We start from the raw sequence: 13591 nt of genomic DNA on the forward strand, positions 1-13591 counted from the left end.
GCGCCAAGGACCCAACGGCTTCCCGCCCACCCTCATCCTGACAGACTTCCAAGACACAGGGACCCATAACCACAGGGCGCGGTGATTGAGCAGGCTGTGGCCATGGCTTCGCCTAACAACAAAGCCTTGTGGTTATGGGTCCCTGCTTTCGCAGGGACGACGACATACTTCTGGCGCGTGCGCGCGCGTGATAACAGCATAATCTTGGAAACCGGAGGTGCCGATGGTTTCTCTGATCAAGCCAGGCGCAAGACTGCTGCGGGTCGACGGTCCCGTGATCGAGACCGCGCGGCTCATCCTGCGGCCGTGGCGTGCATCCGATGTCGCTGAGAACACGAAAATGCTATCCGATCCCGAGACGGCGCGCTTCATCACGCCGGATCATCAGCCGGTCACGTCGGAGCTGAAGGGCTGGCGCAATGCCGCCGTCATCTCGGGCCATTGGGCGCTGCACGGTTTCGGCATGTTCGCGGTCGAGGAGAAGTCTTCCAGCCGCTACGTCGGTCGCGTCGGTCCGTATTTTCCGCCGGAATGGCCGGGCTTCGAGGTCGGCTGGGGCATTGCCAAAGAGCACCGCGGCAAAGGCTATGCGGTGGAGGCGGCGCGCGCCGCGATCGATTGGGTATTCGACAACTTCACGGTCGACCGCATCATCCATTGCATCGATCCGGCCAACGCAGCATCCCAGGCCGTGGCGCGGCGGCTCGGTGCCGTGAACGAGGGGCCGGGCAGGCTCGAGGGCGATGAGGTCGATATCTGGGTGACGTCGCGCCAGCGCTGGCAGCGCGAGCCATCTTGAAAAACCATGTCCGACCGACGATTGTTCGGCGATGACATCGGCTGCTTCGGATTGGGCCGCACTTGAACTCTGCCTGCGCAGCGCCAGCGTGGCGCTGCTGCTGGTGCTTGCCGCCTTGCTGCTGACTGATTTTCGCAAGGCGCTCTCCGGGCGCCTTGCGGCCGCTTTCGCGCTCGGTTCGGCCGCGCATGCGGTGACCGCGTCGATCGGTGCCGGGCCGCCGGTCTCGGACTGGCATGCGCCACTGATCGCGCTCTCGACCGGCGATATCGTGGTGTTCTGGCTGTTCACGCGCGCGCTGTTCGATGACGCGTTTGTGCTGCGCTGGTGGCACGGCCTGATCTGGGCCGCGGTCGTGGCCTACAGCTTCGTCAATTGCATGTGGATTGCACCCGCCGGTCACGCGCGGCTCGCGATCACCATGGTCAATTCGCTCACGCTCGTGTTCGTTGCGCTCGCGGTGGCGCAAACCATCGGATCATGGTCGGCAGATCTGGTCGAGCGTCGCCGCCGTGTCCGCGTCTTCATCGTCGCCGCGTCTGCGCTGTACGGCGGATTCAATGCGCTGCTTCAGATCGCCTATGCCGGCAGCCGCGTGACAGTGGAATGGGCCAACCTGATGAACGCGGCCGTGCTCACCGCCACCGTGGCCGCAATCACCTGGGCGATGATGCGCGTCGACGGCGCCGACCTGTTCACGGTGCCGGCGGAGGCCGTCGTGCTGACGAAGCCGGCTGCGGCCGAGGAGGCGGCCGACCGCAAGCTGGTCGATGCCCTGATGCGGCTGATGGCGGACGAGCGCATCTATCGCCACGACAACGTCACGATCGGAACGCTGGCGACCCGGCTGAAGATCCCCGAGTATCGTCTGCGGCGGCTGATCAACCAGCGGCTCGGCTACCGCAATTTCAACGTCTTCCTCAACAACCACCGGATCGAGGAGGCCAAGGCTGCGCTCGCCGATCCCTCGCAGGCCGAGGTCTCGGTCATCACCATCGCGATGGACGCCGGCTTCCAGTCGCTCGGCCCCTTCAACCGCGCCTTCAAGGCGACGACAGGCGTGACCCCGACGGAGTATCGGCGGCTGAAGGCGGGTGTGGCGTGACCCCGCGTATGTGAGGGACGCACCGTGGTAGGGTTCCCTCCCCCCTTGCGGGGGAGGGTTAGGGAGAGGGGTACCACACGACGCGCTCTTTCAGATTTCCCTCGGCGAGGGGGGAAAGCGATCTGCGATAGCGACGAATCTATCGACCATCTCGCCCGGGGCCTACCCCTCTCCCCAACCCTCCCCCGCAAGGGGGGAGGGAGCCCGACTGGCGTGCTCTCCTCACGAAGCACGCAGCTCGCGATTCTAGCCGTTGTAATCATTATAAAATTCCAGAATCGGCCAGCCGCCGCCAATTCTCGGCCAGCCCGATTTTCAAATCCGGCGAGCGCTATCGCACCCCCTGCGGCCTGATCCTGGCCATGCCCATCGCGCCATGCAGGAGGATCCCGTGACCCGTCGAAAGCTCTTTCTCATTCTCGCCGCCACCACCGCGTTCGGTGCGTTGGCGCTGTCCGCCGCTCGCGCTCGCGATGTGCCCGAGGTCGCGACCGGCTTTGTCGCCAATGTGATCTGCTCGGAGACCTTCGTCAGCGGGCTCGACCCCAGGCGAAACTTGACCGAGACCACGGACGCGATGCCGGGCGCCGGCCTGATCACCTGGGCGATGGACACCGAGGTCGACCTCGATCGCAAGGACGTCACCGTGACGCTGTTCGGGCTCGGCCGCAGCCATGCGGTCTATCGCGAGGGCATGGGCTGCACGCTCGACCATGGCGAGACGCTGGGCGAGACTGCGTTGCCGCCTTTGAGGCCGCAGGCCGCGCTGCTGCCCGAGGTCGCCGGCCCCGCGCTCGTCGCGCCGCAAACCCCGCAGCTTGCGGCCGCGATCGACCGCGCCTTTGCCGAACCGGCGGAGCCGCCGCTCCGCCACACCCGCGCTGTCGTCGTGATGAAGGACGGCCGCATCGTCGCCGAGCGCTACGCCGAGGGCGTCGGCACCGACACGCCGCTGCTCGGTTTCTCCGCGACCAAATCGGTGATCTCGGCGCTGATCGGAATCCTGGTGCGCGACGGCAAGCTGGCGGTCGATCGGCCGGTAGCGATCGCGGCCTGGCAGGATCCGAAAGATCCGCGGCACGCGATCACGGTCGATCAGCTGTTGCGCCACACCGCGGGCCTCGCACTCGGCAGTTCTCTGCAGGCGTCGCTGGCATCCGTGCTCGAGCCGGTCAACCGTATGAAGTTCATGGAATCGGATATGGCCGCCTTCGCCGAGAGCGCTCCGCTGGAGAGCGCGCCCGGCCGGGTCTGGAACTATCACGACGGCAACTACCTGATCCTCTCGCATCTGATCCGGAACGCCGTCGGCGGGCATGCGGCTGATGTGATGCGCTTCGCGCGTGAGGAACTGTTCGGACCGCTCGGCATGCGCAATGTCGTGATGCAGTTCGATGCGGCGGGCACGCCGGAAGGATCGGGCGCGATGATGGCGAGCGCGCGCGACTGGGCGCGGTTCGGCCAGCTCTACCTCGATGACGGCGTGGCGGGCGGCAAGCGCCTCCTGCCTGAGGGCTGGGTCAAGTATTCCGCATCGCCGACGCCGCACGCCTGGGTCGGCATCGGCGCGGGGTTCTGGACCGATCTCGGCGACAGCTTTGGCGCCAACTACCGGGTCGCGCACGGCTGGCCGCGCGATGCCTTCTTCGCCAAGGGCACGATCGGGCAGTATGTGATTATCGTGCCGTCGCAGCACCTCGTCATCGTCCGGCTCGGCCGCTCGCCGAACATGCCGACCGAGGCGGACGGCGTGTTCGATCTGGTCCGTGATGTCGTCACAGCGACGTCTGCAAGCGCGCGGCTCGCGGGCGGCAATTGACCGGCATGTCACACAACACCCGCGCGATCGTGAATTGAATCTCGGCCTCCGGAATTTTCTGATGCTGTGGCGCATCTCGCGAGGAGGCGCCATAGTTTCTTGAAGCACGCGTCAACCGGAGACCATCATGCCGAAAGCCTACTGGATCGTGCACGTCACGGTGCACGATGAAGCGCACTATCTCGAATATCTCGCCGCCGCGATGCCGGTGTTCGAGAAGTACGGCGCCAATTTCATCGTGCGCAATGGCCCCTATGAGGTGATGGAAGGCGCAACGCGCCAGCGCAACTTCGTCATCGAATTCAAGGATCGCGCCACCGCGATGGAATGCTACACCTGCCCGGAGTATCAGGCCGCGAAGGCAATCCGGCAGAAATACTCGGATGGGGATTTTGTGATCATCGACGGAGCGGAGTAGGACGCGCCGTCATTCCGGGGCGCGACACCGCGCTGTTTGACATCCTCATCGTCGTCCCGGCGAAGGCCGGGACCCATTACCTCAAATGAGACTTGTTGCGCGACGCTGGGGCCACGATCCCGTTCATCATCAAATGCGGTGGTTATGGGTCCCGGCCTTCGCCGGGACGACAGCAGTAGATGCACCGCGCAGTGTGACAACTTGAATCGAGAACCATCCCCACTGTCGTCCCGGCGAAGGCCGGGACCCATTACCCCAAATGAGACTTGTTGCGCGACGCGGGGGCCGCGATCCCGTTCATGGTCGAATGCGGTGGTTATGGGTCCCTGCTTTCGCAGGGACGACGACGGTGGGTGTGGCGCGCAGCCCTGCGCTGTAACAACGAGTGCAGACTTACTGCCGCCCCAGCTGCGTCGCCTTCTCCACGCGGTCGAAGCGCTCGAGGGTCAGGATGGCGTCGGCGAGCTGGTCGGCGCGCTTGTCGAGCACCGGGCGGGCCAGGGTCAGGAATTTCTGCTGCATCGCCTTGGCATCGGGGAACGAGGTCGGCTCGCCGGAGGGATCGGCATAGAGGCGCTCATGGGTGCCGTCATCTGTCGTGATCGAGACGCGGGCGCCGAACGGATGGGTGCGGCCGACCTCGAGCCGGTCGTCCTGCACCACGTCGAACTTGTCGGCGAGCGCGTCGATGGCCGCATCGCCCAGCCGATCGTAATCGTCCCAGCCGAAATGGCCCTGGTCGAGCGCGATCGCGCCGGTGAAGAACATCGAGAACTGGCCGCCGACCACCGAGGTCGGGTGGCGCTTGGTGGCGGCATCGCCGGTCAGCGTGATGCCGTTGCGGTGCAGGCCGATCTCGACCTTCCTGATCTGGTCTGGCGTGAGATTGTGCTCGCGCCGCATCGCGATCAGCGCGTCGATCGCGGCGTGGGTGTAGCGGCAGCTCGGATACGGCTTCACGCCGATCTTCAGCGTCTCATAGGTGTGGCCCAAGCCCGCCACCGCCTTGTCCGGATGAGCGTCATCGGTATAGCCGACCAGAAGGCCGTGCTTGCCTTCGACCGACTCGCTCGAGCCGATGAAGTCGTTGCGCGCCAGGGTCGCGGCGATCACGCCGTTCATCGCGGCGGCGCCGACCTGGTAGCGCTTGTTCCAGGCGCCGTTGACCAAAAATTGCAGCGAGCCCGCAGCCTGGCTGCCGGAGACGCCGAACGCGGAGATGATCTGTTCCTTCGACAGGCCGAACAGCTTGGCCGCCGCCGCGGCGGCGCCATAGGTGCCGGCTGTCGCGGTCGGATGGAAGCCGCGGGCGTAATGCGAGGTCGGGTCGAGCGCGTTGCCGAGCCGGCAGCACACTTCATAGCCGGCGACGATCGCGGTCAGCACGTCGCGGCCGGAGGCGCCGACCATCTCGCCGACCGCGAACGCGGCGGGCACCACCGGCGCGCTCGGATGCAGCGAGGAATCGGCATGGGTGTCGTCGAAGTCGAGCGAATGGCCGAGCGCGCCGTTGAGCAGCGCCGCGACCGCCGGGGTCCAGGTCTTGGTGTCGCCGAACACGGTGGCTTCGCCCTTGCCGTCGAGCGCCAGCGCCTCCAGCATCTTCATCAGCGAGGGCGTCGATTCCGCGTCGCGCCGGGCGCGGATGGTGCTGCCGAGGAAATCCAGCGTCAAAACCTTGGCGCGCTCCAGCACCTCCGGCGGAATGTCGGAATATTTCAGGTCGGCGACATAGGCGGCGAGCGTTGCGGTTTCGTGGGCCATCGTGTTTCCTCAATTTTGCGGCGCAGGGTAGGCGGGCAGGTCAGGCCTTTCAAGCCACCTTGCCGCCGCGGGCAGCTGCCATGCTCCAGATCGGTTAGCTTCAGGTCGGTTAGCTTCAAGTCATGTAACACGGGCCTTTCCTTTGATTGCGGATCACGGTGCATGAGGACCTTCGCAAAACGCATGTTCGACCAGCTCTGGACCCGCAAGACGCAGCTGGCGCTGGCGGTCCGGATCGCGTCCGCCGGCGTGGCGGCCTATACCATCGCGCTGGCGCTCAACCTGATGCTGCCGCTCTGGGCGGTGCTGACCTCGCTGATCGTGACCCAGATGAGCGTCGGCCGCTCGCTGAAGGCCAGCCGCGACTACATGCTCGGTACCATCGGCGGCGCCGTCTATGGCGGCGCGATCGCGGTGCTGATCCCGCATTCCGGCGAGGGCAGCCTGCTGGCGCTGCTGGTGCTGGCGATCGTGCCGCTGGCCTTCATCGCCGCGCTCAATCCGAGCCTGAACTCTGCGACCGTGACGGCGGTGATCGTGCTGCTGCTGCCGACGATGCATCACTCCAACCCGCTGGATTCCGCGATCGACCGCGTCCTCGAGGTGACGGTCGGCGCGCTCACCGGGCTCCTGATCTCGTTCCTGGTGCTGCCGTCGCGCGCGGTCAGCCAAATCAGGGTCAATGGATCGAAGCTGTTGGAGCTGCTGTCGGCGGCGTTCGCCGAATTGCTCGCCGGGCTGACCCGCGGCCTCGACAACGACGCGCTGCACCGGATCCAGGACGGCATCGGCACCGCGGTGACCAATCTGCACGCGACCGGCCTCGAGGCCGAGCGCGAGCGCTCGATGCATCTGTCATCGGGGCCGGACACCGGTCCGTTGCTGCGGACCATCCAGCGGCTGCGGCACGACGTCGTGATGATCGGGCGCGCCTGTGTGGTGCCGCTGCCGACGGATATTCAGGCGAGGCTGGCGCGGCCATTGGCCGACGTCAGCAAGGCGATCGTGACTTACATGGTGGCGGTCGCGACCGCCTTGCGCGCCGGCAGCGGCCCGGCCGACATGGCGCCGGTCGATGCCGCGCTGCATGCCTATAGCGAGGAGGTCGCCGCGGTCCGCAGGGATGGCCTGATCCGCGGCCTGCCGGTCGATGCCGCCGAGCGCTTCTACGCGCTCGGCTTCTCGCTCGACCAGATGCGGCAGAATCTCAACGACCTCAAGCGCTGCCACGGCAATTGGTGCACCAACGCCGACGGCTCCGAGAAGATCGTCGCCGACACGCCGGAGAAGAGCGCGGCTTAAGATGGAGCAGGGCTCAGTCTACGGCCTTGCGCAGCATCGCGGGCACGATCAGGCGGTGGAACGGCATGATCACCGTAAGATAGGCCCGCCCGAGCCAGTTATGGGTGAGCACCAGCGTGGTCGCGGTGATGCTGCGCGCGGGCCCTGCGGGCGCGACGTCGACGACGAGCCGGAAGTCGAGATGCTTGTCGTTGAAGCCCGCAACCAGCCGCTCCGGCGTTTCGCTGACCACCGGAAAGATCCCGATCATGTCGCGCGCCACGCCCTCAGTTGCGCCTGACGTCTTCAGGCCGAGCGGCGCGACCAGGAGATTGCGAAAGGCGACCAGCCATTCGAACCAGCGCGGCTGGCGCGTCACCATCGCTTCGGCGGCGTGGCGCGCGTCGAGGTCCGGACGCGCAGTGGCGATCCGGAACGCATCGATGAACTGCGCGCCGGCGAGCAGCGCGGCGGAGTCCACGTTCGGTGTGACTTCGTCGACCCTCATTTGCCCAGTCTGCGTGCCAGCAGGCGGAAACGCAAGACAAGGAGGGTCGCATAGACCGCCGTCCCGAGCGACAGCCCGATCCAGACACCGGCGGCGTCGAGCTTCGCCCAGAAGGCGAGCGCGGAGGCCGACGCGAAGCCGATCAGCCAATAGCTGATGACGGCGAACAGCAGCGGCACCTGGGTGTCGTTCATGCCGCGCAGCGCGCCCGCGGTGGTGGTCTGGATGCCGTCGGCGATGAAGAAGGTCGCCCCGATCAACAGCAGCGCCGCGGTGAGCTGCGCGGTGGTGTCGGAGGCCTCGCCGAGGAACAGCGCCGCGATCTCGAAGCGCGCCAGGATCACCGCGAGCGTCATGACGCTCATGAAGACGCCGGACAATGCGACCGCGACAAAGCCCGCGCGCTGCACCGCGTCGGTATCGCGGCGGCCGACGGCCTGGCCGACCCGCACGGTAGCGGCCATGCTGACGCCGAACGGCACCATGAACAGGATCGCCGCGATCTGCAGCGCGATCTGGTGGGCGGCCAGCGCCGTGGTGCTGATCAGCCCCATCAGCAGTCCGGCCGCGCCGAACAGGCCGTATTCCAGCAGGAAGGCGATCGAGATCGGCGCGCCGACGGCGACCAGCTTGCCCATCAGCGGCCAGTCGATGCGCCAGACGCGGCTGAAGACATGATATTTGCGGAACGGGTGCCGGCGCGCCGCGAACCACACGCCGGCGAGGAAGGTGCCGAGATTGACGATCGTGGTCGCAAGCCCGGCGCCGAACATGCCGAGTTCGGGCATGCCCCATTTGCCGTACAGCAACAGGTAGACCATCAGCGCATTGGCCGGGATCGCCGCAAGCGTGATCCACAGCACCGGCTCCGGCCGGTTCACCGCGCTCATGAAGCCGCGGAGCGCGATGAACCACAGCGCCGGCAAGATGCCCCAGGCGAGCCCGAACAGATATTGCTGCGCCTGATGCGCGGTGGCCTGGGTCTGGCCGAGCGCGAGCAGGATGCGCTCGCCCTGGAACGGCAGCGCCATCAGCGGCAGCACCATGAAGAAGCCGGCCCACAGGCCGACGCGGAGCGCGCGCCGCATCAAGCGCGGGTTGCGCGCGCCGAACGCCTGCGCGGCCAGGGGCGAGACCGCCGACATCATGCCCATGCCGATGGTGAAGCTGACGAAATACACGGTGTGCGCCAGCGCCGCGGCGGCGACGTTTTCGCTGCCGAGCCGGCCGATGAAGGCGAGATCGGTCGTCATCATTGCGATCTGACCGAGCTGCGTCAGCGCGAGCGGCACCGCGAGCTTCAGCGTTTCCGCGAGCTCGGCCGTGAGCAGGTTGCGAGGGACGACAACGGCCGCGTTCGGCGCGGCCGGGTCGATCTTGTCGATGCAGGTCATGACGGCACGCTTAGCACGGCAAACCGGCCGGAAGGATGGCCAAGTTGCGCAAACGCGACGATCTCACGCAGAGGTCGTCGCGTCCCAGATTGTCGATTGAGACCGGAAGACCGCTTTACACTTTTCCGGATCGTGCCCGGATCACGATCGCGCGGGAATCCGCTTGATCTTGGCGCCGAGGGCGTTGAGCCGCTCATCGATCCGCTCATAGCCGCGCTCGATCTGGTCGGCGTTGTTGATGGTGGAGGTGCCTTCGGCACACACCGCCGCCAGCAGCATCGCCATACCGGCCCGGATGTCGGGCGAGTTCATCGGCGCGCCGCGCAGCCGGCTGGGGCCGGCGACGATCGCGCGGTGCGGGTCGCACAGCACGATGCGGCCACCCATCGCGATCAGGTTGTCGACGAAGAACATCCGGGATTCGAACATCTTCTCGTGCATCAGGATGACGCCGTCGCACTGCGTCGCGGTGACGATCGCGATCGACATCAGGTCGGCCGGGAAGGCCGGCCAAGGCTGATCCTCGAGCTTCGGCACATGGCCGCCGAAATCGTCCTGGATCTTCATGGTCTGGCCGGACGGTACGACGAGGTCGTCGCCCTCGACGCCGCAGACGATGCCGAGTCGCTCAAAGCCCATCCGGATCGAGCGCAGATGCTCGACGCCGGCGCGCGCGATGCGCAGCGGCGAGCGGGTCACTGCGGCAAGCCCGATCAGCGATCCGACCTCGATATGGTCGGGCTGGATCGCGAAAGTCGTGCTGCCGAGCGTCGCCGGCCCGTGCACGATGATGGTGTTGGTGCCGACGCCTTCGATCCTGGCGCCGAGCGCGATCAGGAAATTGGCGAGGTCCTGCACATGCGGCTCGGAGGCCGCGTTGCGCAGATAGGTGGTGCCGCGGGCGGCGACGGCGGCGACCAGCGCGTTCTCCGTCGCGGTGACGCTGGGCTCGTCGAGGAACACGTCGGCGCCCTTCAGCCGCGTGGCGCGGAATTCGAGCCGGTGCGTCGCGGTGACGGTTGCGCCGAGCTGCTCGAAGGCCAGGAAGTGCGTGTCGAGCCGGCGGCGGCCGATCACGTCGCCGCCGGGCGGCGGCAGCGCGACCTCGCCGCAGCGGGCCAGCAGCGGGCCGGCGAGCAGGATCGAGGCGCGGATGCGCGCGCACAGCGCCGGATCGAGATCGGCGGCGCGGATCTCCTTGGCATGAATCTGCAGCGTGTTGCGCTCGGTCCATTCGGCGGTGGCGCCGACCGAGCGGCACAATTCGACCAGCGTTTCGGTGTCGCGGATGCGCGGCACGTTGGTCAGCGTGACCGGGTGCTCGGTGAGCAGTGCCGCGGCGATGATCGGCAGCGCGGAGTTCTTGTTGCCCGACGGCTCGATGGTGCCCGAAAGGCGGCGGCCGCCTTCGACGATGTATTGGATCGGCGGCACGCGGATTGTCCCCTAACGCATCATTCAGACTGGGCCATTGGAAATTCCACAACGGAATCAATGGCCGTCCGGCACCGTAACACAACTTCCGGCGCAGCTTCCACACGAAAGGTAGTGCCGCGCCGGCGCCGAGAAGCGCACGCACGCCCGGCCGTGCGCAGAACCCTAGATGTCGATGGTGGCGCTGAGCGAATTGTCCTGGATGAACTCGCGGCGCGGCTCGACCACGTCGCCCATCAGCTTGGTGAAGATATCGTCGGCCTCGTCGACCTCCTTGATCTTCACCTGCAGCAGCGAGCGCGCCTCGGTGTCCAGCGTGGTTTCCCAGAGCTGCTCCGGGTTCATCTCGCCGAGACCTTTGTAGCGCTGCAGCGAGATGCCCTTGCGGGCGGCGTCGGTCACGGCCTCGAACAGGTCGATCGGGCCGTGGATGATCTGCTCGGCATCCTTGCGCCGCAGCTTGCCCGCGCGCACGTAGATCTCCTGCAGTTCGGTCGCGTATTCATCGAGCTTGCGGGCGTCGGCCGAGCCGAGGAAGGCGTCGTCGATCACGGCGAATTCCCTGACCCCGCGCACGGTGCGCTCGAACTGGAACCCCTGGCCTTCCGTGAAGGTGCCGATCCAGCCGCGCTCGACCTCTTCGGCCACGGCGTCCAGCCGCTTGGCGATGTATTCGGCCGCCGAATTGGCGGTGGCGATATCGCTCGTGATCCTGGGATTGAGCACGCCCGCGATCGCGGCCTGCTCGATGACGGCGCGATTATAGCGGCTGTGCAGGTTGCGCAGCACCGAGCGGATGACCCGTGCGTCTTCGACCAGCGACAGCAGATCACGGCCCGAGCGGTCGTCGCCGGAGGCCGGCTTGAAGACGCATTCGTCGAGCCCGGTCGAGATCAGATAGTCCTCGAGGGCGCGCTCGTCCTTCAGGTATTGCTCCGACTTGCCGCGCGAGACCTTATAGAGCGGCGGCTGGGCGATATAGAGATAGCCGCCATCGATGATCGAGCGCATCTGACGATAGAAGAAGGTCAGCAGCAGCGTACGGATATGGGCGCCGTCGACGTCGGCGTCGGTCATTACGATGATCTTGTGATAGCGCAGCTTGTCGACCGAGAAATCGTCGCTGATGCCGGTGCCGAGCGCGGTGATCAGCGTGCCGATCTGCTCGGAGGACAGCATCTTGTCGGGACGGACGCGCTCGACATTCAGGATCTTGCCGCGCAGCGGCAGCACCGCCTGGAATTCACGGTTGCGGCCCTGCTTGGCGCTGCCGCCTGCCGAGTCGCCCTCGACGATGAACAGTTCGGATTTGGCGGGGTCCTTCTCCTGGCAGTCGGCGAGCTTGCCGGGCAGCGAGGAGACGCTGAGTGGATTCTTGCGGGTCAGCTCGCGGGCCTTGCGCGCAGCTTCGCGGGCCGCGGCGGCCTGGATCACCTTGCCGACGATCTCCTTGGCTTCCTTCGGATTCTCCTCGAACCAGGCGGCGAGCGCTTCGTTCAGGACGTTCTCGACCACCGGCCGAACCTCCGAGGACACCAGCTTGTCCTTGGTCTGCGACGAGAATTTCGGATCGGGCACCTTCACCGACAGCACCGCGGTGAGGCCCTCGCGGCAATCGTCGCCGGTCAGCGCGATCTTTTCCTTCTTCGCATTGGCGTCGGCATAGCCGTTGACCTGGCGCGTCAGCGCGCCGCGGAAGCCGGCCAGATGGGTGCCGCCGTCGCGCTGCGGGATGTTGTTGGTGAAGCACAGCACGTTCTCGTGGTAGCTGTCGTTCCACCACAGCGCCGCCTCGACGCCGATGCCGTTGGCTTCCGAGCGCACCATGATCGGTGCCGGCACGATCGCCTTCTTGTTGCGGTCGAGATATTTGACGAATTCCTCGACACCGCCGGAATAGTGCATCTCCTCGCGCTTCTCGACCGCGTGACGCATGTCGGACAGCACGATGTGGACGCCGGAATTGAGGAAGGCGAGCTCGCGCAATCGGTGCTCGAGCGTCGCGAAATCATATTCGATGTTCTTGAAGGTCTCGGTCGAGGCGAGGAAGGTGACCTCGGTGCCGCGCTTGCCCGGGGCATCGCCGACCACCTTGAGCGGCGCCACGGCGTCGCCGTGCGCGAATTCGATGTAGTGCTCCTTGTCGTCGCGCCAGATCCGCAGCGCGAGCTTGCTGGACAGCGCGTTGACCACGGAGACGCCGACGCCGTGCAGACCGCCGGAGACCTTGTAGGAGTTCTGGTCGAATTTTCCGCCGGCGTGCAGCTGGGTCATGATGACCTCGGCTGCCGAGACGCCCTCTTCCTTGTGGATGCCGACCGGAATGCCGCGTCCGTCGTCGTACACGGTGACGGAATTGTCGGCGTTGAGGGTGACCAGGACGCGGCTGGCATGGCCCGCCAGCGCCTCGTCGATCGCATTGTCGACGACCTCGTAGACCATGTGGTGCAGGCCGGAACCGTCGTCGGTGTCGCCGATATACATGCCGGGGCGCTTGCGGACGGCGTCGAGGCCCTTCAGCACCCGGATCGATTCCGCACCATATTCAGCCGGAATGGGATGCTCAGATTCGGCAGGGGTCTGCCGGGCAGGTTCAGTCATGTGAGGCCTTCGAGGATGTCCCGAATCAGCTGCACAAAATGAGGCGCTGATTCCGCTATTTGTGCCATGAAAGAGGGGTTGCGCCTAGCGCAAAGTCTCCATCTACAAACTATTGAATAGATGGGATTTTTTAGGCCTTTTTCAAGGTCTTCAAAGGCGGATTCCGAGGGCTCTGAAAAGCCCGATTCGGTGGCGGATTCGGAGCCCTCATCGAGGCCGATTCTGCGCCGCCAGAAACATGATGAGAACAGGCTGAATTGGAGCGGCTTCGGAGGTTCGCTTCTCCCCGCTGGGCATGGGCGAACCGGGGGGCGAGGGATGCTGGCGCAATTTCGGAATATTAGAATAATGTTCCTGAGTTGCCCGACGTGTCAAGCTGCTTGGTCGAACGCCGGCCGCCGCTGGCTACTTTGCATGGGGTTGTTTTCGATATTTTGGCAATGCGCTCTGCGACGGCGCCGTCTCTTC

General features: G+C 65.9%; 10 protein-coding genes. 5 read left to right on the plus strand and 5 right to left on the minus strand.

Annotation, left to right across the window (positions count from 1 at the left end; translation table 11 throughout):
• The first annotated feature begins 223 nt into the window (after positions 1 to 223).
• From QJT82_RS40890 to QJT82_RS40905, 4 genes are all read left to right on the plus strand, one after another.
• Positions 224 to 799, plus strand: a complete 576-nt coding sequence (locus QJT82_RS40890; RefSeq protein WP_080686778.1) for a GNAT family N-acetyltransferase — start codon at positions 224 to 226, stop codon at positions 797 to 799.
• Positions 800 to 830: 31 nt separating this feature from the next.
• Complete coding sequence (locus tag QJT82_RS40895) at positions 831 to 1904, plus strand: helix-turn-helix domain-containing protein (protein WP_035631789.1); 1074 nt, start codon at positions 831 to 833, stop codon at positions 1902 to 1904.
• A gap of 391 nt (positions 1905 to 2295) precedes the next feature.
• Positions 2296 to 3723 (plus strand): serine hydrolase, encoded by a 1428-nt coding sequence (locus QJT82_RS40900; RefSeq protein ID WP_028341386.1) that lies wholly within the window; start codon positions 2296 to 2298, stop codon positions 3721 to 3723.
• 127 nt (positions 3724 to 3850) lie between these two features.
• Entirely contained in the window at positions 3851 to 4141 is a 291-nt protein-coding gene (locus QJT82_RS40905) for a DUF1330 domain-containing protein (protein WP_028341387.1), read from the plus strand.
• 393 nt (positions 4142 to 4534) lie between these two features.
• On the opposite strand, the gene QJT82_RS40910 is transcribed toward QJT82_RS40905, so the two are convergent.
• A complete protein-coding gene (locus tag QJT82_RS40910) occupies positions 4535 to 5905 on the minus strand; it encodes an MmgE/PrpD family protein (RefSeq protein ID WP_028341388.1) in 1371 nt (456 codons plus the stop codon).
• 162 nt (positions 5906 to 6067) lie between these two features.
• On the opposite strand from QJT82_RS40910, the gene QJT82_RS40915 reads away from it, so the two are divergent.
• Positions 6068 to 7207: an FUSC family protein gene (locus QJT82_RS40915; protein WP_028341389.1), complete on the plus strand. Its 1140-nt coding sequence runs from the start codon at positions 6068 to 6070 to the stop codon at positions 7205 to 7207.
• Positions 7208 to 7220: 13 nt separating this feature from the next.
• Here the strand turns inward: QJT82_RS40915 and QJT82_RS40920 are convergent, their stop codons facing one another.
• The 4 genes from QJT82_RS40920 to gyrB all read right to left on the minus strand — a co-directional run bounded on the left by QJT82_RS40920 (position 7221) and on the right by gyrB (position 13123).
• Complete coding sequence (locus QJT82_RS40920; protein WP_028341390.1) at positions 7221 to 7694, minus strand: DUF2867 domain-containing protein; 474 nt, start codon at positions 7692 to 7694, stop codon at positions 7221 to 7223.
• Complete coding sequence (locus tag QJT82_RS40925; protein WP_028341391.1) at positions 7691 to 9088, minus strand: MATE family efflux transporter; 1398 nt, start codon at positions 9086 to 9088, stop codon at positions 7691 to 7693. Before QJT82_RS40925 ends, QJT82_RS40920 begins: the two co-directional genes overlap by 4 nt.
• A 141-nt stretch (positions 9089 to 9229) precedes the next feature.
• On the minus strand, positions 9230 to 10522 hold the full coding sequence (murA, locus tag QJT82_RS40930) for a UDP-N-acetylglucosamine 1-carboxyvinyltransferase (RefSeq protein WP_028341392.1): 1293 nt from the start codon (positions 10520 to 10522) through the stop codon (positions 9230 to 9232).
• Between the two features lie 165 nt (positions 10523 to 10687).
• A complete protein-coding gene (gyrB, locus tag QJT82_RS40935) occupies positions 10688 to 13123 on the minus strand; it encodes a DNA topoisomerase (ATP-hydrolyzing) subunit B (RefSeq protein WP_028341393.1) in 2436 nt (811 codons plus the stop codon).
• Positions 13124 to 13591: the final 468 nt, after the last annotated feature.

The organism is Bradyrhizobium sp. Mp19, from assembly GCF_029952935.1.
In the GTDB taxonomy this organism is placed as follows: domain Bacteria; phylum Pseudomonadota; class Alphaproteobacteria; order Rhizobiales; family Xanthobacteraceae; genus Bradyrhizobium; species Bradyrhizobium elkanii.

What these genes read in the sequence shown, in the direction of transcription:
- QJT82_RS40890 (WP_080686778.1), top strand. Translation starts at nt 224, where the DNA reads ATGGTTTCTCTGATCAAGCCAGGCGCAAGACTGCTGCGGGTCGACGGT.
- QJT82_RS40895 (WP_035631789.1), top strand. Translation starts at nt 831, where the DNA reads ATGACATCGGCTGCTTCGGATTGGGCCGCACTTGAACTCTGCCTGCGC.
- QJT82_RS40905 (WP_028341387.1), top strand. Translation starts at nt 3,851, where the DNA reads ATGCCGAAAGCCTACTGGATCGTGCACGTCACGGTGCACGATGAAGCG.
- QJT82_RS40910 (WP_028341388.1), bottom strand. Translation starts at nt 5,905, where the DNA reads ATGGCCCACGAAACCGCAACGCTCGCCGCCTATGTCGCCGACCTGAAA.
- QJT82_RS40915 (WP_028341389.1), top strand. Translation starts at nt 6,068, where the DNA reads ATGAGGACCTTCGCAAAACGCATGTTCGACCAGCTCTGGACCCGCAAG.
- QJT82_RS40920 (WP_028341390.1), bottom strand. Translation starts at nt 7,694, where the DNA reads ATGAGGGTCGACGAAGTCACACCGAACGTGGACTCCGCCGCGCTGCTC.
- QJT82_RS40925 (WP_028341391.1), bottom strand. Translation starts at nt 9,088, where the DNA reads ATGACCTGCATCGACAAGATCGACCCGGCCGCGCCGAACGCGGCCGTT.
- gyrB (WP_028341393.1), bottom strand. Translation starts at nt 13,123, where the DNA reads ATGACTGAACCTGCCCGGCAGACCCCTGCCGAATCTGAGCATCCCATT.